18 protein-coding genes are annotated in these 19,774 nt (G+C 66.2%); 12 read left to right on the top strand and 6 right to left on the bottom strand.

Going from position 1 to position 19,774, the window contains the following annotated elements; translation table 11 throughout:
• The first annotated feature begins 6 nt into the window (after positions 1 to 6).
• From RBA41_RS12055 to RBA41_RS12010, 10 genes are all read left to right on the top strand, one after another.
• The gene (locus tag RBA41_RS12055) at positions 7 to 255 is read left to right on the top strand and encodes a DUF1427 family protein (RefSeq protein ID WP_306624069.1); all 249 of its coding nucleotides are present in this window, start codon (positions 7 to 9) and stop codon (positions 253 to 255) included.
• Positions 252 to 2,096: an amidohydrolase gene (locus RBA41_RS12050; protein ID WP_306624068.1), complete on the top strand. Its 1,845-nt coding sequence runs from the start codon at positions 252 to 254 to the stop codon at positions 2,094 to 2,096. The genes RBA41_RS12055 and RBA41_RS12050 overlap by 4 nt, the downstream gene beginning before the upstream one ends.
• A 34-nt stretch (positions 2,097 to 2,130) precedes the next feature.
• The gene (locus RBA41_RS12045) at positions 2,131 to 2,814 is read left to right on the top strand and encodes a hydrolase (RefSeq protein WP_306624067.1); all 684 of its coding nucleotides are present in this window, start codon (positions 2,131 to 2,133) and stop codon (positions 2,812 to 2,814) included.
• A gap of 61 nt (positions 2,815 to 2,875) precedes the next feature.
• Positions 2,876 to 3,838 carry an alpha/beta fold hydrolase gene (locus tag RBA41_RS12040; RefSeq protein WP_306624066.1) on the top strand — a complete coding sequence of 321 codons (963 nt, stop codon included), beginning with the start codon at positions 2,876 to 2,878 and terminating at the stop codon, positions 3,836 to 3,838.
• The gene (locus RBA41_RS12035; RefSeq protein WP_306624064.1) at positions 3,835 to 4,521 is read left to right on the top strand and encodes a YoaK family protein; all 687 of its coding nucleotides are present in this window, start codon (positions 3,835 to 3,837) and stop codon (positions 4,519 to 4,521) included. Before RBA41_RS12040 ends, RBA41_RS12035 begins: the two co-directional genes overlap by 4 nt.
• Positions 4,518 to 5,075 carry a TMEM175 family protein gene (locus RBA41_RS12030; RefSeq protein ID WP_306624063.1) on the top strand — a complete coding sequence of 186 codons (558 nt, stop codon included), beginning with the start codon at positions 4,518 to 4,520 and terminating at the stop codon, positions 5,073 to 5,075. Before RBA41_RS12035 ends, RBA41_RS12030 begins: the two co-directional genes overlap by 4 nt.
• 100 nt (positions 5,076 to 5,175) lie before the next feature.
• Complete coding sequence (locus tag RBA41_RS12025) at positions 5,176 to 8,229, top strand: sensor histidine kinase (RefSeq protein WP_306624062.1); 3,054 nt, start codon at positions 5,176 to 5,178, stop codon at positions 8,227 to 8,229.
• The gene (locus RBA41_RS12020) at positions 8,219 to 8,851 is read left to right on the top strand and encodes a response regulator (RefSeq protein WP_306624061.1); all 633 of its coding nucleotides are present in this window, start codon (positions 8,219 to 8,221) and stop codon (positions 8,849 to 8,851) included. Before RBA41_RS12025 ends, RBA41_RS12020 begins: the two co-directional genes overlap by 11 nt.
• Positions 8,852 to 8,998: 147 nt before the next feature.
• On the top strand, positions 8,999 to 9,418 hold the full coding sequence (locus RBA41_RS12015; RefSeq protein WP_306624060.1) for a helix-turn-helix domain-containing protein: 420 nt from the start codon (positions 8,999 to 9,001) through the stop codon (positions 9,416 to 9,418).
• A 134-nt stretch (positions 9,419 to 9,552) separates the two neighbouring features.
• Positions 9,553 to 9,954: a hypothetical protein gene (locus RBA41_RS12010; RefSeq protein ID WP_306624059.1), complete on the top strand. Its 402-nt coding sequence runs from the start codon at positions 9,553 to 9,555 to the stop codon at positions 9,952 to 9,954.
• Between the two features lie 353 nt (positions 9,955 to 10,307).
• Here RBA41_RS12010 and RBA41_RS12005 read toward each other — a convergent pair whose 3' ends face one another.
• The 3 genes from RBA41_RS12005 to RBA41_RS11995 form a co-directional block, all read right to left on the bottom strand.
• Positions 10,308 to 12,185, bottom strand: coding sequence for an eCIS core domain-containing protein (locus RBA41_RS12005; protein ID WP_306624058.1), 1,878 nt, complete (start codon positions 12,183 to 12,185; stop codon positions 10,308 to 10,310).
• A 254-nt stretch (positions 12,186 to 12,439) separates the two neighbouring features.
• Positions 12,440 to 13,048: a hypothetical protein gene (locus RBA41_RS12000; RefSeq protein WP_306624057.1), complete on the bottom strand. Its 609-nt coding sequence runs from the start codon at positions 13,046 to 13,048 to the stop codon at positions 12,440 to 12,442.
• 71 nt (positions 13,049 to 13,119) lie between these two features.
• Positions 13,120 to 13,719: a short chain dehydrogenase gene (locus RBA41_RS11995; RefSeq protein ID WP_306624055.1), complete on the bottom strand. Its 600-nt coding sequence runs from the start codon at positions 13,717 to 13,719 to the stop codon at positions 13,120 to 13,122.
• A 114-nt stretch (positions 13,720 to 13,833) separates the two neighbouring features.
• Between RBA41_RS11995 and RBA41_RS11990 the strand changes: the two genes are divergently transcribed.
• A complete protein-coding gene (locus RBA41_RS11990; RefSeq protein WP_306624053.1) occupies positions 13,834 to 14,718 on the top strand; it encodes a LysR family transcriptional regulator in 885 nt (294 codons plus the stop codon).
• A 29-nt stretch (positions 14,719 to 14,747) separates the two neighbouring features.
• Here the strand turns inward: RBA41_RS11990 and RBA41_RS11985 are convergent, their stop codons facing one another.
• The 3 genes from RBA41_RS11985 to RBA41_RS11975 are packed head-to-tail and all read right to left on the bottom strand — an operon-like array spanning position 14,748 to position 18,978.
• Entirely contained in the window at positions 14,748 to 16,187 is a 1,440-nt protein-coding gene (locus RBA41_RS11985; protein ID WP_306624052.1) for an efflux transporter outer membrane subunit, read from the bottom strand.
• Positions 16,188 to 16,203: 16 nt separating this feature from the next.
• Positions 16,204 to 17,811, bottom strand: a complete 1,608-nt coding sequence (locus tag RBA41_RS11980; RefSeq protein WP_306624051.1) for a DHA2 family efflux MFS transporter permease subunit — start codon at positions 17,809 to 17,811, stop codon at positions 16,204 to 16,206.
• A gap of 9 nt (positions 17,812 to 17,820) precedes the next feature.
• Positions 17,821 to 18,978: an HlyD family secretion protein gene (locus RBA41_RS11975; RefSeq protein ID WP_306624050.1), complete on the bottom strand. Its 1,158-nt coding sequence runs from the start codon at positions 18,976 to 18,978 to the stop codon at positions 17,821 to 17,823.
• Positions 18,979 to 19,089: 111 nt separating this feature from the next.
• Here RBA41_RS11975 and RBA41_RS11970 point away from each other — a divergent pair, with 111 nt between their 5' ends.
• Positions 19,090 to 19,752, top strand: a complete 663-nt coding sequence (locus RBA41_RS11970; protein WP_306624048.1) for a TetR/AcrR family transcriptional regulator — start codon at positions 19,090 to 19,092, stop codon at positions 19,750 to 19,752.
• Positions 19,753 to 19,774: the final 22 nt, after the last annotated feature.

Here is a 19,774-nt window from a genome sequence, read left to right as displayed (position 1 = left end):
TGAGTAATGTATCTGATGTCGATCGGAGCCGGCGTGCTGGTAGGGATAATCTACGCACTGATCCAGGTGCGTTCGCCCGCCCCGCCTGCCATTGCGCTGCTGGGCCTGCTTGGAATGCTGATCGGCGAGCAAATGGTACCGATCGCCAAGCGCGTCATCGCCGGCGAGCCGTTGAGCATCGCCTGGTTCGCCACCGAATGCGCCCCCAGGATCACCGGCCTGCAAGAGCCCGCCAACGACAAGGAAAACGCATGAGCGCCTCCCTCATTCTCATCAACGGCCGCTTCCACACCACCGACCGTTCCAACCCCGTTGCCAACGCGGTCGCCATCGCCGACGAACGCTTCATCGAGGTGGGCGACGTTGAAGACGTGATGCGCCACCGCACCGCCACCACCCAGGTCATCGACCTGGCCGGCCGCACCGTCATCCCGGGCTTGAACGACTCGCACATGCACCTGATTCGCGGAGGCCTGAACTACAACCTGGAGCTGCGCTGGGAAGGTGTGCCCTCGCTGGCCGATGCCATGCGCATGCTGCGCGAACAGGCCGACCGCACGCCATCGCCGCAATGGGTGCGCGTGGTCGGCGGTTGGACCGAATTCCAGTTCGCCGAACGGCGCATGCCGACCATCGAGGAACTCAACGCCGCCGCTCCCGACACGCCGGTCTTCGTGCTGCACCTGTACGACCGCGCCCTGCTCAATCGCGCCGCGCTGCGGGCGGTCGGCTACACGCGCGACACGCCCAATCCGCCCGGCGGCGAGATCGTGCGCGACGCGGCCGGCAACCCGACCGGCATGCTGATCGCCCGTCCCAACGCGATGATCCTGTACGCCACCCTGGCCAAGGGCCCTGCCCTGCCGCTCGAACACCAGGTCAACTCCACGCGCCAGTTCATGCGCGAACTCAATCGCCTGGGCGTGACCAGCGTGATCGACGCCGGCGGCGGCTTCCAGAACTTCCCCGACGATTACGCCATCGTCGACCAGCTCGCGCGCGAGCAGCAGCTCACGGTGCGCATCGCCTACAACCTGTTCACGCAAAACAAGGGCGCCGAACTGCAGGACTTCCAGGCCTGGACCAGGATGATCAAGCCGGGCGACGGCAGCGACTACTACCGCCACAACGGCGCCGGCGAAATGCTGGTGTTCTCGGCCGCCGACTTCGAGGACTTTCTCGAACCGCGTCCCGAACTGGCCGCCGGCATGGAAGACGAACTCGAAAAAGTGGTGCGCCACCTGGTCGAGCAGCGCTGGCCATTCCGCCTGCACGCCACCTACGACGAATCGATCTCGCGCATGCTCGACGTGTTTGAGAAGGTCAACCGCGACATCCCCTTCGATGGCCTGCGCTGGATGTTCGATCACGCCGAAACCATCACCCCGCGCAATATCGACCGCGTGCGCGCGCTCGGCGGCGGCATCGCGATCCAGCACCGCATGGCCTTCCAGGGCGAGTATTTCGTCGAACGCTACGGCGCCGAAGCGGCCCGCCACACCCCGCCCATCGCGCGCATGCTGGAAGCCGGCGTGCCGGTCGGCGCCGGCACCGACGCCACCCGCGTGGCCAGCTACAACCCATGGACCGCGCTGTACTGGCTGGTGTCCGGCCGTACCGTCGGCGGCTTGCGCCTGTACGGCGCCGACCAGCAGATGCCGCGCGCCACCGCGCTCGAACTGTGGACCTCGGGCAGCGCCTGGTTCTCCAGCGAGCAGCACCAGAAAGGCCGCATCAAGGCGGGCCAGCTGGCCGACCTGGCGGTGCTGTCCGCCGACTTTTTCAGCGTGGCGGAGGACGACATCAAGGCGCTCGAATCGGTGCTGACCGTCGTCGGCGGCAAGGTGGTGTACGGCGCCGGCGGCTTTGCGCCGCTGGCGCCGGCCCCGATTCCCGTGCTGCCCGACTGGTCGCCCGTGAAGACCTTCGGCGGCCATTACCGGCCAGCGGCAAGCCGCACGGCGCTGCCGCACCTGTGCGCCGGGTCCTGCGGCGTGCATGGCCACGCGCATGGCCTCGCGCGCAAATCGGCCATCCCGGTGACCAGCCATACCGGCTTCTGGGGCGCGCTTGGCTGCAGCTGCTTCGCGTTCTGACCCGCCCAATTTTTCAACCCAAGGAGTGCATTGCATGAATCCGAAACTCGACGTCCTGACGCCACACAACTCGCAACTGATCTTCATCGACCACCAGCCGCAAATGGCGTTCGGCGTGCAGTCGATCGACCGCCAGGTCCTCAAGAACAACACGGTGGCGCTGGCCAAGGCCGCCAAGGCGTTCAACATCCCGACCGTGATCACCACCGTCGAAACCCAGGCGTTTTCGGGCCACACCTATCCGGAACTGCTGGACGTGTTCCCGGGCCAGAAGATTTTAGAGCGCAGTTCGATGAATTCGTGGGACGACCAGAAGGTGCGCGATGCGTTGAAAGCCAACGGCCGTAAAAAGGTCATCGTGGCCGGCCTGTGGACGGAAGTGTGCAACAACAGCTTCGCGCTGTGCGCCATGGCCGAAGGCGACTACGAGATCTACATGGTGGCCGACGCCTCCGGCGGCACCTCGAAGGAAGCGCACGACTACGCGATGCAGCGCATGATCCAGGCGGGCGTGGTGCCGGTGACCTGGCAGCAGGTCATGCTCGAATGGCAGCGCGACTGGGCGCACCGCGACACCTACGACGCCGTCATGGCCATCGTGCGCGAACACTCGGGCGCGTACGGCATGGGCGTCGATTACGCCTACACGATGGTGCACAAGGCGGCGGAACGCACCACGGGCGAACATGAAGTGCTGGCGCCGGTGCCGGCCAAGTAACACCCTCCACCACCTCGTCGTTCCCGCGGGAGCGACGACGTAATCTATGACGAATGCAACCATGTCCACAAACGAAGACCAGAAACCCCTCTCCCGCCGCGCAGCCATCACCGCCGGTGCTTCCCTCGCCGCAGCCATCCCGCTGGCCGCCCTCAGCTCCGGCGCCCAGGCCGCGCCAGCCGCCGCCATCAAACGCACTTCCAGCACCATCACCACCAGGGACGGCGTCGAACTGTATTACAAGGACTGGGGCACCGGCCAACCGGTCGTGTTCTGCCACGGCTGGCCACTGAACAGCGACAGCTGGGAATCGCAGATGTTCCACCTTGCGAACAATGGCTTCCGCGTCATCGCCCACGACCGCCGCGGTCATGGCCGTTCCAGCCAGCCGTGGACCGGCAACGACATGGACCACTACGCCGACGACCTGGCCCAGGTCATCGAAGCGCTGGACCTGAAAAACGCCATCCTGATCGGCTTCTCGACCGGGGGCGGCGAAGTGGCCCGCTACGTCGGCCGCCACGGCACCAGGCGCGTCGCCAAACTCGGCCTGATCTCGGCGGTCCCGCCGCTGATGCTCAAAACCGCCGACAACCCGGGCGGCCTGCCGATGGACGTGTTCGACGGCATCCGCGCCGCTTCCGTCAAGGACCGCTCGCAGTTCTACCTTGACCTCGCCTCCGGTCCGTTCTACGGCTTCAACCGCCCTGGCGCCAAGCCATCGCAAGGCCTGATCAACGCCTGGTGGATGCAGGGCATGATGGCCGGCCACAAGAACACCTACGACTCGATCATGGCATTCTCCGAAACCGACTTCCGCGCCGACCTGAAAAAATTCGACAAGCCGACCCTGATCATCCACGGCGCCGACGACCAGATCGTGCCGATCGACGCTGCGGGCAAAGCGTCGGCGGCCATCGTCAAGGACGCCAAGCTGATTATCTACCCGGGCGCCCCGCACGGCCTGACCGACACCCACAAGGACAAGGTCAACGCCGACATTCTCGCTTTCGCCACATCGTGACCCCCGACCAGCGCAACCGCCTTCGCAGCATCGACATGGGCTTCCTGGCGGGCTACGTGGACACCCTGGGCTTCGTCGCCCTGTTCGGATTGTTCACCGCCCATGTCACCGGCAACTTCGTGCTGATCGGGGTTGCGCTGGCCGACGCCTCGAAGGCGTCGATCCTGCTCAAGTTCCTGGCCTTCCCCGCGTTCATCGCCGGTATCGCCATGGCGCGCCTGCTGATCCTCGCTTCCGAACGGCGCCAGTGGCCGGCTTTGACACTGGCCTTGCTGCTGCAGGTGGTCCTGCTGGCCGGCTTCATGCTGGCCGGGATGGCCGCCGCGCCCATGGGCGAGTCCGCCTCCCCCCTGGCCATGGCGGCGGGCCTGTCCGGCACCGCCGCCATGGGCGCGCACAGCGCCAGCAGCCGCCTGCTGCTCGCGCAACTGGCGCCCACGTCCATGATGACCGGGAACGTGACCCAGCTCGTCATCGACAGCATCGACGTGCTGCGCGGCGCCGGCGACGCCGCCACCAGCGCGCGCTGCGGCAAATTCTTCTGGCCCTTGCTGGCCTTCGCCATCGGCGCCATTGCCGCCGCCTTTGCGTACATGGCGTTCGGCTTCATCGCGCTGCTCGTCCCGATCGCCATCCTGTGCGCCGAAGTGGCGCTGCCCGAACCGGGCAAGGAAGCCGCATGAACAAAGTGCGCCTGGAGGCGTTCAGCGATGGCGTGATCGCCATCATCATCACCATCATGGTGCTGGAACTGAAAACCCCGCACGGCCCCGCGCCGCACGACCTGGCGCCGGTGCTGCCGGTAATGCTGCGCTACCTGCTCAGCTTCATCTACGTGGGCATCTACTGGATCAACCACCACTACCTGTTCGACAAGGTGCAGAAGGTCGACGGCCTCGCCATGTGGGCCAACCTGCACCTGCTGTTCTGGATTTCGCTGATCCCGTTCGTCACCGCCTGGGCCGGCGAACACCCGTTCGAGCCGGCCCCGGTGGCCATGTACGGCGCGGTGCTGCTGATGTGCTCCATCGGCTTCGTGGTACTCGACGAGGTGCTGCGCCGGCGCGGCGCGGCGCACGCGCCCACCGCGCGACCGAGCTGGATGAAGCGTAAAAACCTCGCGTCGATGCTGCTGTATGCGCTCGCGATCCCGCTCGCGCTGTGGTACGCGCCAGCCGGTTCCATCGTGCACGTGGTCGTCGCCGCGATGTGGCTGCGCCCGCGCGCACCCGCTTGAACCCCTGGCGCGGATGGTATCATCGCGGCGCCACGAACAGCGACAGGCCGGCCGCTGACCGCACAGCGAACAGGACGAACCACGTATGAACCCGCACAGCATGTCCAGCACACGTTGGTGGCGCAAGGCCGCCCTCGTGCTGGTGCTCGCGTCCAGCGGCGCCGCACATGCGCAAGTGCGCCCGCTCGACCACCTGGAGCACCGGCGCTGGATCGCGGCCGACGGCGGCCCGAGCCAGGTCGGCGCCATCGCCCAGACGCGCGACGGCTACCTGTGGCTGGGCACCAATGAATCGCTGTTCCGCTTCGACGGCTTTCGCTTCGTGCGCTACGAAGCGCCCGGCCTGAACACGCTTAACATCGTCGCCTCGCTGCTGGCGGTCGACGACGAACTGTGGGTCGGCCTGCGTTTCGGCGGCGTGCGCGTAATCGGCCCGCACGGCATGCGCGAACACCTGCCCGGCCCCAACCTGCCCGAAGGCGCCGTGTACAGCCTTGCGCGCGACCGCGCCGGGGCGATCTGGATCGCCGCCGACGATGGCCTGGCGCGCTACAACGGCACGCACTGGGAGCTGGTGAGCACCAAATGGCATTTCCCCGGGAAGAAAGCGCGCGCGGTGTTCGTCGACGGCGGCGGCACCCTGTGGGCCGCCAACGAAAACCGGCTCCTGTACCTGCCCAAGGGCGAACGCTGTTTCATCGACAGCGGCCTGGCGGTCGACTGGGTCAGCCAGATCACGCAGGCGCCCGATGGCGCCATCTGGCTCACGGAGCGCTACAGCGGCAAGATCCATCGCGTGGTACTGCTGGACGGCCACCTCACTTCCAGCTCCCTCGCCACCGGCACGCCGGCCATCGGCCTGCTGTTCGACCGCAGCGGCAGCCTGTGGATCAGCACCACCGGCAACGGCGTGCAGTACGTGGCCAAGCCGACCAGCATCGGCGCCCTCCACACGCGCACCTCGTTTACCGCGCGCGACGGCCTCAGTTCGGATTTCATCTGGAAGATGCTCGAAGACGGCGAAGGCAACCTCTGGGTCGGCAGCAATGGCGGACTGGATCGCTTTCGCCCGCGCGCGCTGATGCCGGCCGGCTTTCCGCCCGGGTCGCTCAACTTCGCCCTCGTCGCCGGCAACGACGGCAGCCTGTGGGCGGGACCCAGCAACCGGCCAGCCATGCGCCTGACGGATGGCGGCATGGACGTGCTGGACATGCCGGCGCCGGTGTCGTGCGCGATGCGCGATCTCGATGGCACCATCTGGATGGGTGGGCCGAGCGGCATCTGGCGCTCGCGCGGCGCGCGCCTGGAACACTTCGCCGACCTGCCGCCGGCCGCCCTGGCCGAATCGTCGGTGCGGGCGATGGCGCGCGACGCCGCCGGCGACCTGTGGGTGTCGTTCAACCGCCTTGGCCTGTTCCGCCTGCACGACGGCGTGTGGATCGCCACGCCGCCGCCATCGCCCTCGGCCAACCAGCGCATGCCGGTCACCGCGTCGGCCGACGCCAAAGGGCGGCTGTGGTTCGGCTACCGCGACAACCTGCTGGTCACGCGCGAAGGCGAAAAACGCGGCGGCGAAAGGCGCTGGGGCCAGGCGGACGGCATGGACATCGGCCACGTCACCACCATCACTCACCACGGCCAGCGCACCTGGGTCGGCGGCCAGCGCGGCATCGGCTACATCGACGGCGAGCGCTATCACGCGCTGCGCCTGCCCGACAACGGCCTGTTCGCCAACATCTACGCCATCATCGTGGTGCCGCTCAAGGATGGCAGCGGCGACGACCTGTGGGTGCACTCGCGCTCAGGCATTTTCCAGCTGACCGCCGCCGAACTGGCGCGCGCCTACGCCGATGCGGCTTACCGCATCCGCTACCGCTCGTACGACTTGATGGGCGGGCTGGCGAACGACCCGTACCAGGTGCTGCCGCTGCCCACGGCGGTGCGCAGCCGCGACGGGCGGCTGTGGTTCTCGACCAGTAACGGCGTTGCCTGGATCGATCCGGAGCGTGCGCATCCCGACCTGGCCGGGCCGAGGGTGCTGATCGAGTCCGTCCATGGGGACGGCGTGCGTGTGGCCAGCGGCGCGCCGGCCACGCTGGCCGCCGGCGCGCAGCGCATCGTGATCGACTACACGGCCCTGAGCCTGTCCGCGCCCGAGCGGCTGAACTTTCGCTATCGCCTGGACGGCTACGACGTCGCCTGGCAGGATGCGGGCCGCCAGCGCGAGGCGGTCTACACCGGGCTCGGTGCGGGCAAGTACCGCTTCCGCGTGCTGGCGCATAACCAGGACGGCCTGCCCAGCACGCAGGAAGCCGTGTTCGAGTTCAGCATCCCGCCGGCGCTGTACCGTCAGCCGCTGTTCCTGCTGCTGGCCGGCGCGCTGACGTTTGCCGCCTTGTGGATGCTGTACCGGATGAACATGCGGCGCGCCGCCGAACGCCTGCGCGAGCGCATCGAGGAACGCCACAGCGAACGCGAACGCATCGCGCGCGACCTGCACGACACCTTGCTGCAGGGCGTGCACGGGCTGATTTTGCGCTTCCAGGCGATCGTCTACACCATCCCGGCCGACAGCCCGGCGCGCCGCAGCCTGGAAGAAGCGCTGGACCGCGCCGACGAGGTGCTGATCGAAGGACGCGACCGCGTGCGCGACCTGCGCACCGGCGCGGTCGACCTGAGCGAGCTGCACGAGGCCCTGGCGGCGCTCGGCGCGGAACTCGAACAGAAAGGCGGCGCGCGCTTTGCGCTCACGGTGCGCGGCTCGCCGGCGCCACTGCGCCCGCTGGTGCGCGACGAGGTGTACCAGGTCGGGCACGAGGCGATCGTCAACGCATTTCGCCATGCGCGCGCGCTGCATGTGAAGGTCGATATCGACTACGGCGCGCGCCAGTTCCAGATGACGGTCAGCGACGATGGCCTGGGCATCGCCCGCGTCTACCTGACGCCGATGGGGCGGGCCGACCACTGGGGGCTGCGCGGCATGCACGAGCGGGTCGGCCGCATCGGCGCCCAGCTGGCCATCGACAGCGACCCGGCGCGCGGCAGCGAGGTCCGGCTCAGCATGAAGGCACAACTGGCGTACCGGCGCGGAACGAGGAGCCTGTTTGCGTGGCTGCGTACGAAAACGATAAAAGAGGGGACCAATGACATCTGAAACGACACCCATCCGCGTGCTGGTGTGCGACGACCATCCGATGATGCGGGAAGGGATCGCCGCCGTCATCGCCAGCCAGCCCGATATGTGCCTGGCCGGGGAAGCCGGCGACGGGCGCGAGGCCGTGGCGCAGTACCGCGTGCTGCAGCCGGACGTGGCGCTGATCGACATCCAGATGCCGGACATGAACGGCATCGAAGCGATCCAGGCGATCCGCGCCGAATTCGCACAGGCGCGCATCGCCGTGCTGACCACCTACCGGGGCGACGCGCGTGCGCTGCAGGCGATCCGTTCGGGCGCGCAGGCGTATCTGCTCAAGAGCGCGCTGCGCAAGGAGCTGACGGAGGCGATCCGCGCGCTCGCTGCCGGCAAGCGCTATTTTCCGGCGGAGATCGCGGCCGAACTGGCCAACCACCTGGGCCAGGAATGCCTGACCCCGCGCGAAGTGCAGGTGCTGCAGCTGATCGCCCGGGGCCACAGCAACAAGCAGGTGGCGGGCGAACTGGCGCTGTCGGAGGATACCGTCAAGGGGCACCTGCGCAATATCATGGACAAGCTGGGGGCCAACAACCGCACGCACGCGGTGACGATCGGGATCGAGCGCGGGTTTATCGGCTTGTAACCATGGGCGGTCTGGCTGGTGCCGCAACGCCATCGCACCAACACTTTCGTGGGGGTACACAGTCACCCGAGTGGCCCTGTTCGCCCAGGCTGGCTTCACGCATCATCGTCGCTGACGGAGCATCGTCATGCCACCCTGGAGCGACCCATGCAAGCGACCCTGATTTCCACCGTATCGAAGGCCCCGCCGGTTCGCCGCTTCCACGCGGCGCGCTTTGCCGAATCGCCTGAGCAGAAAGGCGCCCTCGCGCCCTGGCAGGTACGCCAGCTGACGGCGCATATCGACGCCAACCTGTGCGCCACCCTGCGCACTACGCACCTGGCCGCCACCGTGGGCCTGAGCGTGAGCCACTTTTCGCGCGCATTCAAGAACGCGGTCGGCGTCCCGGCCCGTGTTTACGTGCTGCGGCGGCGCGTGGCGGCGGCCTGCGAAGCCATGCTGGCCGGCGATGAAGCGCTCACCGACATCGCGCACGCGCACGGCTTTTGCGACCAGTCGCATTTCACGCGCGCGTTCCAGATGCAGATCGGGATGGCGCCGCAAGCCTGGCGGCGCAGCAACCGCTAAGTCGCCACCAGCGCGCGACAACGGCAGTCCGAATGGCGCGGGTGGCGCGTCACGGATCTCGTCCACAGTGTGGATATAATCAATCCGCGTGACCGCGCAATCATCCGATGGGTATCCCTATGAGTTTTCGACGCTTGACCAGATCGAAATGGGCTATTGCCCTGGCGACCATCCTGCTGGTTGCAGTCGCATTCGTCGTGGGGATATTGCTAACCGGTCTTTTCAGTCTATCCTGGGTAAGCTCGAACGATGAAAGCTGGAATTGGCATGATGTTCTGACTACGGTATGCATGCTCACAGTCCTTGGCGCCTACTTCGGGACGATTGTGGCCTTTGACGCCAGATCGACCATGGCGGTTGCACACCATCCGCTTCTTCGCACTCTGCTATGCGGGGCGCTCGGTGCGGCTGCCGTTCTTGTTGCGCATGCGTGGCCACCGGAGACGGTCAGCCATACCGTGGTGGCGGCTGGCGCTGTGGTCGGAGGCGTGCTCGGATTGCTTGGGTGGACTTGGGCAAAGTACGTCAATTTCTAGTTTTTCATGTGTTCGGGAATGCGCAACGACGCTCATCACCCGCTTTACAAACCGGTGGCGATCCGCTGCCGATTCCTGGAGGAACGACGACCGTTTGGATTGACGCTTGCTGGGGGAATCCCGGCTGACATGCCTGACATGCCTGCCTATATTTGACTCCCCCCTTTGTGAGGAGGCTATCGTGTCCGCCATCACCAAAAACAAGTCGGGAGACGCACCGCGCCATTCCACACTAGGCCGGCGCAGCAATCGCCATGGTACCGCTGCCGGACCGACTTGGGTCGATGCGCATGACGATCATGCGTACGCGGCGACCTTGACCAGATGCGCGGACCGGGCCGGCCAACAGTACATCAATACCGGTTCAGCACCTCCTTGATGCGCGCATAGGTGGTGGCCAGGCCCGGGAAGTCGGTCGCGACTTCGGCCCGGTCTTCAAAGGCGAAACCTTTGTTCGACCCGGAATGGGTTGCAAAGCCGGTACTCTTGACCACGTCGGCCGCGGTACCGGTGTAATCGACCACCGCGGCCAGCGCATTGGCGAATTCCGCAGCCGGGGCCACCCCGTGATAAGTGACGAAACCGTCCAGCGCCACCCGCAGGGCCGGCATGCCGCCGGCGGGCAGGATGCCGGGACCTTGGAGAGAGCCAAACAAGTCGCCGGCCGGGTCCGAGGCGGCATCAAAATGCCCTGGACTCCATTCCATGCGCATGGTCCACAGTTTGCTCGCGAACAGGTCGACGATATCATCGACAATGGCGGCCGCCTGCCCCGCGATGGCGCCATTGAGCGCGCCGATATTGGTTTGTGTGGGCGGAGCGTCCATCGCCTGGAACATGATCTGCGATGGATGCGATTTGGGGAACAGGGTACGCCACTGCTTGAAGTTCGCCGCCACTGCCCCACCCCACCCGTTGCCCGGAATAAGCACGGCCATCTTGTGGCAAACATCGCCGATCAGGTACGCCATGATCAGTTCCATGTCGACGCCGGCGACGGCCACCCGCGCGGCCGCCGTGGCGACGGTATTGGCCACGTCGGCGTCGGCGTCGGCCAGGCTCGCGCGGTTCGGGATATTGCGCCTGTCGAGGCCATGCGACAAGCCCTCCATCAAGGCCCTCTTGGTAACTGCGCGGTCGGTCGACTCGAAGGTTATCTGGCTCGATGCGGCGTTGGTGGCGCCCGGCGTGATCAAGTACGCCTCGCCAGCGGCCGGATCGGTATTGCGGGCGATGACGATACTGGCTGCCCCTACGCCGGCCAGCGCGGCGCGCACATCGCCGCGCGCCGCGCTGATCGCCGCCAGTTCATCACGATAGTGGGTGATGCCGACCACGGTGGAGGGATGGCGGATGATCCATTCGAATTCGCCGTAATCCTCGGTCATCTGGACCGATCCCCACTGCATCGCCACGCTTTTGCCGCCAGCACCTCCGAAGTTGCCGGCCATCGCGGCCGAGGCGGCGTCGGCCATATGCCACTGGGTCAGCGCGCCGTTGGCGTCCGGGAGATTGGCGGTATGCGTCCACGCGGCGGCCTTGGCCAGCGCAGTCATCCCGGCCCAGCCGCCCTGTGGCGCGACCGCCAGGATGCCATTGCCGGCAGCGTTGGCTTCGGTGATTTCGACGCCCGCCTTGCGCTTGTTATTGATCGCGTTCTCGACGCTGTCGAACAGGCCTTGCAATACGCGTCCGCCGTGCGCCAGCGTGACCCCGCCCGTCCGCTCGCTCGCCAGCTGGGTCGACTGCGCACGCGCCCCCATGACATCGGCTTCGCGTTCGAGGCCCTGGTCATCGTTGATCGCCACGCCCTTCTGCTGCATGGTGGCAGTGACCCTGCCCTGCGCCTGCTGCACCAAATGCCAGGCCTCGTGCGGCAGGTGGCGCTCCTGACCGGGCCCGAGGTGGATGTCCGAACCTTGCGCGTACGCGAGCGCACCAAGTTGCGCCGGCCGCGCAGAATTGTAGTGCACGCGCGCTGCGTCCATCGAGATGCCGGACATCGCCTCGACCGAACTTTTCAGAGCGGGCGGCAAGCCGCCGCTGCCGGCACTGGCTGCGAGATCGCGCTGGCGCTGCACGCGTGCACTGGCGCCGGCCATCTGCATGAGCTGGCGCTGCGCAGCGGCGGCCGGGCGCCGGTCCTCGAACGCAGCCACCGCGCCATGCGCGGCGGGGACTGCGTCCGGGCGTACAGTATCGGGAGCGTGAACAGGTGCGTTAGCTTTCATGATCCTCCTCCGGTTGTGCCTCATCCGTGGCCTATTTTAACGCTGCGCACCCATGCGCGAGCATTTTTGCCGCCTCCACCTGGGACGACACTCCCATCACGCCGCCGTGACCGGCAGCTGGCATAGCTGGAACTTCTGACACAACGCGAGCGCTACATTTTCACAAACCCGGACATCGCCCGAAAGAACATGCTGATCAAGCTGATTCGGCAAGCCGCCGTGCCTGCGTTCCCGAACCTGCGCTGTACGCGGTCTCAATCGTCAGCGGCAGGCGGCGGATACCGCATCGGCTCGATATCCCACATGCGCCCATCCTGTTTGCGCCACGTCAGCTGGCCGATCAATTCCCCTTCCGGGTCGTATAGTCGGATATTTGCCGGGGCATACACGCCGGGACCAGGCCCGCAATACGAACCTATGTGAACGCGGGAGTCGATGAAACCGAAGTCGCACTGCGCATGCTTCAGGAGGGGCTGGGCCACATCCATCCACTGATAGCGCGATCCTCCGCAACAGAGCGCCCGGGCAGCATGGCGGCGCCCCATTCGCCAGCGCAGCTGGTCTCCGAGTTCCCGTAGCGCGTCCGGTGCCTTCATGTACTCGGAATACGCCGGGTACTCGACTGGGCGGCCGGCACGCGCGGCGCCATACGCATCTTCAAATACCCTTAGAGGAGCAATGTCCTCCACCACGCAAACGCACTCGCAATCCTTGCACCACGCGGGACGCACATTGACCCACAGCAGATCGGCATCGGCGATTTGCTTGTCCAGCGGCGCCGCGCCCATGTAATAGTACGCCTCACGAAACTTGAAATCGAATCGTTCATGACAGCTGCTGCAAACATAGAAGTCGGGGAGCATGCGAGGCCTTCAGGCGGATGGGGTGGCGAGCCATTATCCGCCTTGTTCCTGGCGCTAACAAGCGTGGCGGCCTACCGCACCCGATACACCTGCCCCGTCTGCGCCCCTTCCACGCTGCGGCTGTACGCCAGCGCCACGCGGCTGGCCGGCGCCGCCTCGAATCCGTAGAAATAGGGGCCATACGCATCGAGCGATTCTTCCAGCACCGTCGGGCTGATGGCATTGATGCGCAAGCCGCGCGGCAGTTCGATCGCGGCGCCGCGCACAAACCCCTCCACGGCGCTATTGATCATGCTGGCCGACGCCCCGTACCGGATCGGTTGCTCCCCCACGATCCCGCTGATCAAGGTAATCGATCCGCCATCGTTCAAAAACGCCGGCGCCACCTGCGCCACATTCACCTGCCCCATCAACTTGCTGGCAATGCCGACCTGGAACTGCTCCGGTCCCAATTCGGCCAGCGGTCCAAAATGCACGGCCCCGGCGGCCACCACCACGGCGTCGACCTTGCCGACCTGCCCGAACAGATGCCGCACCTGGGCGATGTCGCGGATATCGGCGCGCAGATCACCGCTGTTGGCGCCCACGGTCACGATCTCGTGGCGCGCGGCCAGATGGGAGGAAACTGCCTTGCCGATGGTGCCGCTGGCGCCGATGACGATGATTTTCATAGCTACTCCATAGAAGTTGAGAAATGGACGATGGGAGCAATCAGTATCGATCCCTTAGCAATGAAGATAAATGGACTAATATGACGGATATTGCTCACTCACGATTCGGAATCAATGGACAAGCTGCGCAGCATGGAAATTTTCACCGCGGTGGTGGACGACGGCAGCTTCACCGCGGCCGCCGCGCGTTTCGACATGTCGGCCGTGATGGTCGGCAAGCACATCCGCTTCCTGGAAGAGCGCCTGGGCGCGCGCCTGCTCGCGCGCACCACGCGGCGCCAGAGCCTGACCGAAATCGGCGAACAGTATGTGGAGCAGTGCCGCAGCATCCTGGCGCAGGTGCGCGCGGCCGAATCGGGCGCGGAAGCGATGCGGCTCGCCCCGCGCGGACGCCTGCGCATCAGCGCGCCCGTCACCTTCGGCAGCGAATCGCTCTCGCCGCTGCTGCCCAGCTATCTGGCGCGGCATCCCGAAGTGAGCCTCGACCTGGAATTGAACGACCGCCTGGTCGACGTGGTGGACGATGGCTACGATGCGGCCATCCGCATTGGCGAACTCGATGATTCGGGCATGATCGCGCGCCGGCTGCGCCCTTACCGCATGCTGATCTGCGCCTCGCCCGATTACCTTGCGCGCCACGGCGAGCCGCGCGTGCCGGCCGATCTGGCGCAGCACGAGTGCCTGGACTTCATGCACTGGAAAAAACTGGTGCGCTGGCGCCTGGGCGACGATGACGGCGGTGCGCCGGCGCGGGCCAGCCGGTTCCGGTCGAACAATGGCCAGGCGCTGAAACAGGCAGCGCTGGCGGGCTTCGGGATTGTGATGCAGGCGGAGGTGATGCTGGCGCAGGAAGTGGCCGCGGGACGGCTGGTGTCGCTCCTGGAAGCGCATATTCCGGCGCCGCGCACGATGCACATCATGTATCCGCGCGACCGTCAGGCCACGCCGAAACTGACCACCTTCGTCGATTTTCTGCTGGAGCACTTCGGCCCGCAGTAGCGCGGCGACCGCACCACTGCGGGTACACCTTAACGCGACGCCTGGGCGATGGTCGCCTCGGCCGCTTGCTGGGTCCAGCCGCCACCGAGCGAACGCGCCACCGCCACACTGGCCAGCAGGCGCTGGGTGCGGATTTGCGCCGCTGCGCGGTCGGCATTGAGCGAGCTGCGCTGGGCGTCCGTCACGTCCAGATAGGTCGACAAGCCACGCTCATAGCGCGCCTGCGCCACCAGGTAAGCGCGTGCGGCGGCCTGCTGCGACTGGGCCTGTACTTCGCCCTGGCGCTGACGCTGCTGCACGTCCGACAGCGCATCTTCCACTTCGCGCAAGGCCGTCAGCAGCTTCGTTTCATGATTGGCACGCGCTTCGGCGTAGCGTGCCTGCGACATCGCCAGATTGGCTTTGTTACGGCCACCATCGAAGAGCGGCAGCGACAAGGCCAGCGGGCCGATGGAAAACTGGCGCGCACCGCTATTGGTCAGATTGCTCAGACTCTCGGATGCGAAACCGAAATTGCCGGTCAGGGTCAACGACGGATAGAACGCGCCTTCCGACACCGCCACCTGCGCATTGGCCGCGCGCAGGGTCGCCACGCTCGACGCCAGGTCCGGCCGCTGCGCCAGCAGGCTGGCCGGCAGGCCGACCGGAATGGCCGGCGGCGCCGGCAAGTCCACCTTGGCGGCGGCGGCGATCAGCGGCGACGATGGCGACACGCCGACGAGGGCGGCCAGGCTGTGTTCGAGCAGGTTGCGCTGACGCTGCACTTCGTGCAGGTCCGCTTCGGCGTTGGCGCGCTCGATGCGGGCACGCGAGACATCGAGTTCGTTCGACAGGCCGGCGTCGAAACGCGCTTCAATGAGCTGCTGCGATTCCCCACGGGTTGCCAGTGCATTCTTGAGGATGGCCATTTCGGCGTCCATGCCGCGCAACTGCCAGTAGGTGCCGGCCACCTGCGCCGACAGCAGCAGGATCACGCCATCGCGGTCATCCTGCGCGGCCAGGGCCTGGGCGTCGGCCGCTTCCACCACGCGCTTGACGCGGCCCCACAGGTCCAGCTCATACGACAGCGAGGCGCCGACGACGTAGTTACTCCCTTCGATCGAGCGCCCGCCCAGGGCCAGGCTTTGCGAGGTTTCGGCGGAGGTGCGCGAATTGGCCGCCGAGGTGGTGAGGTTGACGCTCGGCGACTGCGCGGCGCGCAGGTTGCCCATTTGCGCCTGCGCCTGCAGCAGGCGCTGCGCAGCCGCTTTTACGCCCGGATTGTCGCGCACGGCGCGCTGCTCAAGGTCGTTGAGGGTCGTGTCGCCGAACACGGTCCACCAGCTCGCCGGCAGGCGCGCGCTAGCCAGGTTGCCGGCGCCGGCGTGGCGCCATGCCGGGTTGGCCGCGGCGACAGGTTCGACGAAATCGGTGCCGATGGTGGCGCAGCCGGACAGCGCCAGCAGCGCGCACAGGATCAGTGGCTTCAAGGTGATTCTCCCTACTTTAATGAGCGCCCGCGCCGGGACCGGACGGGGCTTTGACGTTGTCGGCGAACAGCAGCGCGCCGACGCAAGCGAACAGGAATACGGCCATGATGACAAAGCCATCGTTATAGGCCATGACATAGGCTTCGCGCCGCACCACGCGGTCGATCACGGCCAGCGCCTGGTTGGCGGCGGTGGCGGGATCGATGCCGCTGGCCATGAAGGTCTGGGTCAGCTGGTCCAGCCGTTGCTGCACCGGGGCCGACATCGCCGTGACCGACTGGCCGATGATCGCGGAGTGGAAGTGCTCGCGGTTGGTGAGCGTGGTGGCCAGCATGGCGATGCCGATCGAGCCGCCCAGGTTGCGCGTCATGTTGAACAGGCTCGATGCCGACGAGGTATCGGCCGGCGCGACTTTATGCATCGCGAAGCTCGACAAGGTCAGCATGATGAAAGGCTGGCCCAGGGCGCGCACGACCTGAGACCAGAAAAGCTGGTCGTATCCTGTGGTGGCATCCATGTGCGAATTCATCAGGCACGAGATCCCGAACAGGGTCAGGCCGATGGAGCACAGGATGCGGTTGTCGACCTTGGACGACAGCGCGGCGGCGAACGGCATGATGAACAGTTGCGGCAGGCCGGCCCACATGATGACTTCACCGATCTGCATCGGCGTGTAGCCGGCGATCTGGCCCAGGTACAGCGGCAGCAGGAACGAGGAGCCATACAGGCCCATGCCGATCACCGCCGACAAAATGGTGGCGACGATGAAGTTGCGCTGGCCGTACAGGCGCAGGTTCACGAACGGATCGGCGCGCGTGAGGCTCGTTGTCACCCACCCCACCAGGCCCACCAGCGACAGCGCGGCAAAGGTGATGATGAAGCTCGAATCGAACCAGTCCTTCGAGTTGCCCTCTTCCAGGAAGATGGTCAGGCAGCCCAGGCCCATGGCCATCATGACGATGCCGAGCCAGTCGGCTTTCGCCAGCAGGCCAAGATTGCCGCGGTCGCGGTCCAGGCCCCACCAGATACCGCCGATCAGCAAGAGGCCAGGCACCCAGTTGATGTAAAAGATCGACGGCCAGCCGTACAGCTCGGACAGATAGCCGCCCAGGGTCGGGCCCATGGCCGGCGCCAGGGTCGCGGTCAGGCCGAAGATGGCCATGCCGACCGAACGGCGCGACGGCGGCAGCTTGGCCATCACCAAGGTCATCGCCATCGGAATCAGCGCGCCGCCGGTAAAGCCCTGCAGCATGCGGAACACGATCATGCTTTCCAGGTTCCAGGCGGTGCCGCACAGGGTCGAGAAGACCAGGAACAGGGCGGTCGTGCCCATCATGTACATGCGCATGCCGAACACGCGCGCCAGCAGCGCGGTCATCGGGATGACGACGATTTCGGCGCACAGGTAGGCGGTGGAGATCCAAGAGCCCTCTTCCTGCGTGGCCGAGAGGGTGCCGAGGATATCCTTGAGCGAGGAGTTGGTGATCTGGATGTCCAGGATCGCCATGAAGGCGCCCAGCATGCCGGCGGCGACGGCGATCCAGGTGCGCATGTCGACCTTGTCGGAGATCGGCGGCGCTGCCGCCATTGTTCCGGCGGTCATGGTGTTGGTCGGGCTGCTCATGAACTATGCTTAGTGGGCTGCGGGAGCGGCCGGTGCGGTCGCGCTCGTGGTGGCGGGAGCGGCCTGGCCAAGTTCGACTTCGGCCAGTGCCGACATGCCGGGCACCAGGCGGCCGCGCAGGGCCTTGACGTCTTCCGCGCGCAGCACGATCTTGACCGGCACGCGCTGGACGATCTTGGTGAAGTTACCGGTGGCGTTATCGGCCGGCAGCAGCGCGAACTGGTTGCCCGACGCCGGCGAGAAGCTGTCGATGCGCCCGACCAGCGGGTGCTTCGGCATGGCGTCGATCACCACGTGGACCGACTGGCCAGGCTGCAGGCCGGCCAACTGGGTTTCCTTGAAATTGGCGGTGATCCAGACCTCGTCCTGCACGATGGCGGCGAGCTGCTGGCCGGGCTGGACGCGCGCGCCCACTTCCACGCTGCGGCGGCCAAGGCGGCCTTCGACGGGCGCGACGATGCGGTTGTAGGCCAGCTGCTGCTGGGCGTCCTTCAACTGGGTTTGCAGGACCTTGATCTGGGCCTTGACGACGTCGCGCGCGGCGCCGGCGGCGGTGATCTGGGCCTTGGCCGCGACCACGGTGCCGCGGCGGGCCGACACGTCGGCGACGGCGCCGGCGCGGCCGGCGTTGGCGGCGTCGAGTTCCGCTTTCGACACGGCCTTCATCTGCGCGTTATACAACTGGCCGAACCGCTCGGCGTCCTGCCTGGCGCGCACCAGCTGCGCTTCCGATTGCAGTACCTGGGCCGAGGCGGCGGCGGCCTGCGCGCGCACCTGTTCGACCTGGGCGTCGGCCTGCAATACCTGCTGCCGGGCGCTGGCGATCTGCGCCTGGATCTGTTCGACCTTGACGCGCTGGTCGGCCGGATCGAGTTCGGCGATCACGTCGCCCGCCTTGACGCGCTGGTTATCTTCCACCAGCACTTTGGTGACCACGCCCGAAATGCGCGCCGATACCGGATGCACGTGACCGGAGACATAGGCGTTCTCGGTTTCGACAAAATGGGAGCTGCGGTACCACATGCGCCCGCCCGCGCCGGCTGCCACCAGGGCGATCAGGGCCAGAATGCCGCGCACGCGCCAGTTGGGCGGGGTCGCGGCGGGCGCCGCGACGGATGGAACGGCGGCGAGGGCTTGTGGCTCGGCCTTGGCTTGTGCTTGCGACATGGTACTGCTCCGGATAATGAAATGGGGTAAGTGCATTATTCCTTATGCATTGCACCAAGTCAAGAAATGAAACGATTGCATTTCATTTAAGATTGAATTAGAGTGGTGGCCATGACGACAGCCAACCCTGCCCCACCCGTTCCGGCCGCCAAATCGGCGGGCCGTCCGCGCGCTAGCGAGCTCGAGGCGCGCCACAATAATCTGATCGACACCGCCGGCCAGCTGATGCTCAAGCACGGCTATGGCAAGGTCAGCCTGGAAACCATTGCCCGCGAAGCGCACGTGGCGGTGCGCACGATTTACGTGAAGTTCGGCGGCAAGGCGGGCTTGTTTCAGGCGGTGCTGCTGGCTAACCGCAGCCGGTTCTTTACCGCCAGCGCTGTGGAGCAGGACATGCGCCCGCTCAAGCAGGTCATTTCCGAGTTCAGCCTGCATTTTTTCGACATGATCACGGCGCCGGAAGCCCTGAGCATGCAGCGCATGGTGATTGCGGAAGCGGCGTCGAATCCGGAATTGTCCGCATCGTTTTACGAAGCGGGGCCACGCCAGACGCGCGACATGCTGATGCGCTATTTTGCGCGTGCCGATATCCGGGCCCAGTTGCGCGAGGATCTGGCGCTGGAACTGGTTCCGACGTTTTTGCTGAACTGCGTGCAGGGTGAATACTTCGGGCGGTTCTTGTTTCAACCGGTTCCGCAAGAGCGGGAAGAGGTGGTCAAGGCAGTGGAGCAGCGCCTGGATCTGTTTTACCGCAGCGTTCTGCGCGCGCCTTGAGGCGGTACGGGGACGGCGTGCC

Source organism: Massilia scottii (assembly GCF_030846495.1).
Lineage (GTDB): Bacteria > Pseudomonadota > Gammaproteobacteria > Burkholderiales > Burkholderiaceae_D > Telluria_A > Telluria_A violaceinigra.
This window is presented reverse-complemented; position numbering and strand designations above follow the sequence as displayed.

Coding starts and splice junctions, on each gene's coding strand:
- RBA41_RS12055 (WP_306624069.1), top strand. CDS start 7: ATGTATCTGATGTCGATCGGAGCCGGCGTGCTGGTAGGGATAATCTAC.
- RBA41_RS12050 (WP_306624068.1), top strand. CDS start 252: ATGAGCGCCTCCCTCATTCTCATCAACGGCCGCTTCCACACCACCGAC.
- RBA41_RS12045 (WP_306624067.1), top strand. CDS start 2,131: ATGAATCCGAAACTCGACGTCCTGACGCCACACAACTCGCAACTGATC.
- RBA41_RS12040 (WP_306624066.1), top strand. CDS start 2,876: ATGTCCACAAACGAAGACCAGAAACCCCTCTCCCGCCGCGCAGCCATC.
- RBA41_RS12030 (WP_306624063.1), top strand. CDS start 4,518: ATGAACAAAGTGCGCCTGGAGGCGTTCAGCGATGGCGTGATCGCCATC.
- RBA41_RS12025 (WP_306624062.1), top strand. CDS start 5,176: ATGTCCAGCACACGTTGGTGGCGCAAGGCCGCCCTCGTGCTGGTGCTC.
- RBA41_RS12020 (WP_306624061.1), top strand. CDS start 8,219: ATGACATCTGAAACGACACCCATCCGCGTGCTGGTGTGCGACGACCAT.
- RBA41_RS12015 (WP_306624060.1), top strand. CDS start 8,999: ATGCAAGCGACCCTGATTTCCACCGTATCGAAGGCCCCGCCGGTTCGC.
- RBA41_RS12005 (WP_306624058.1), bottom strand. CDS start 12,185: ATGAAAGCTAACGCACCTGTTCACGCTCCCGATACTGTACGCCCGGAC.
- RBA41_RS12000 (WP_306624057.1), bottom strand. CDS start 13,048: ATGCTCCCCGACTTCTATGTTTGCAGCAGCTGTCATGAACGATTCGAT.
- RBA41_RS11995 (WP_306624055.1), bottom strand. CDS start 13,719: ATGAAAATCATCGTCATCGGCGCCAGCGGCACCATCGGCAAGGCAGTT.
- RBA41_RS11990 (WP_306624053.1), top strand. CDS start 13,834: ATGGACAAGCTGCGCAGCATGGAAATTTTCACCGCGGTGGTGGACGAC.
- RBA41_RS11980 (WP_306624051.1), bottom strand. CDS start 17,811: ATGAGCAGCCCGACCAACACCATGACCGCCGGAACAATGGCGGCAGCG.
- RBA41_RS11975 (WP_306624050.1), bottom strand. CDS start 18,978: ATGTCGCAAGCACAAGCCAAGGCCGAGCCACAAGCCCTCGCCGCCGTT.
- RBA41_RS11970 (WP_306624048.1), top strand. CDS start 19,090: ATGACGACAGCCAACCCTGCCCCACCCGTTCCGGCCGCCAAATCGGCG.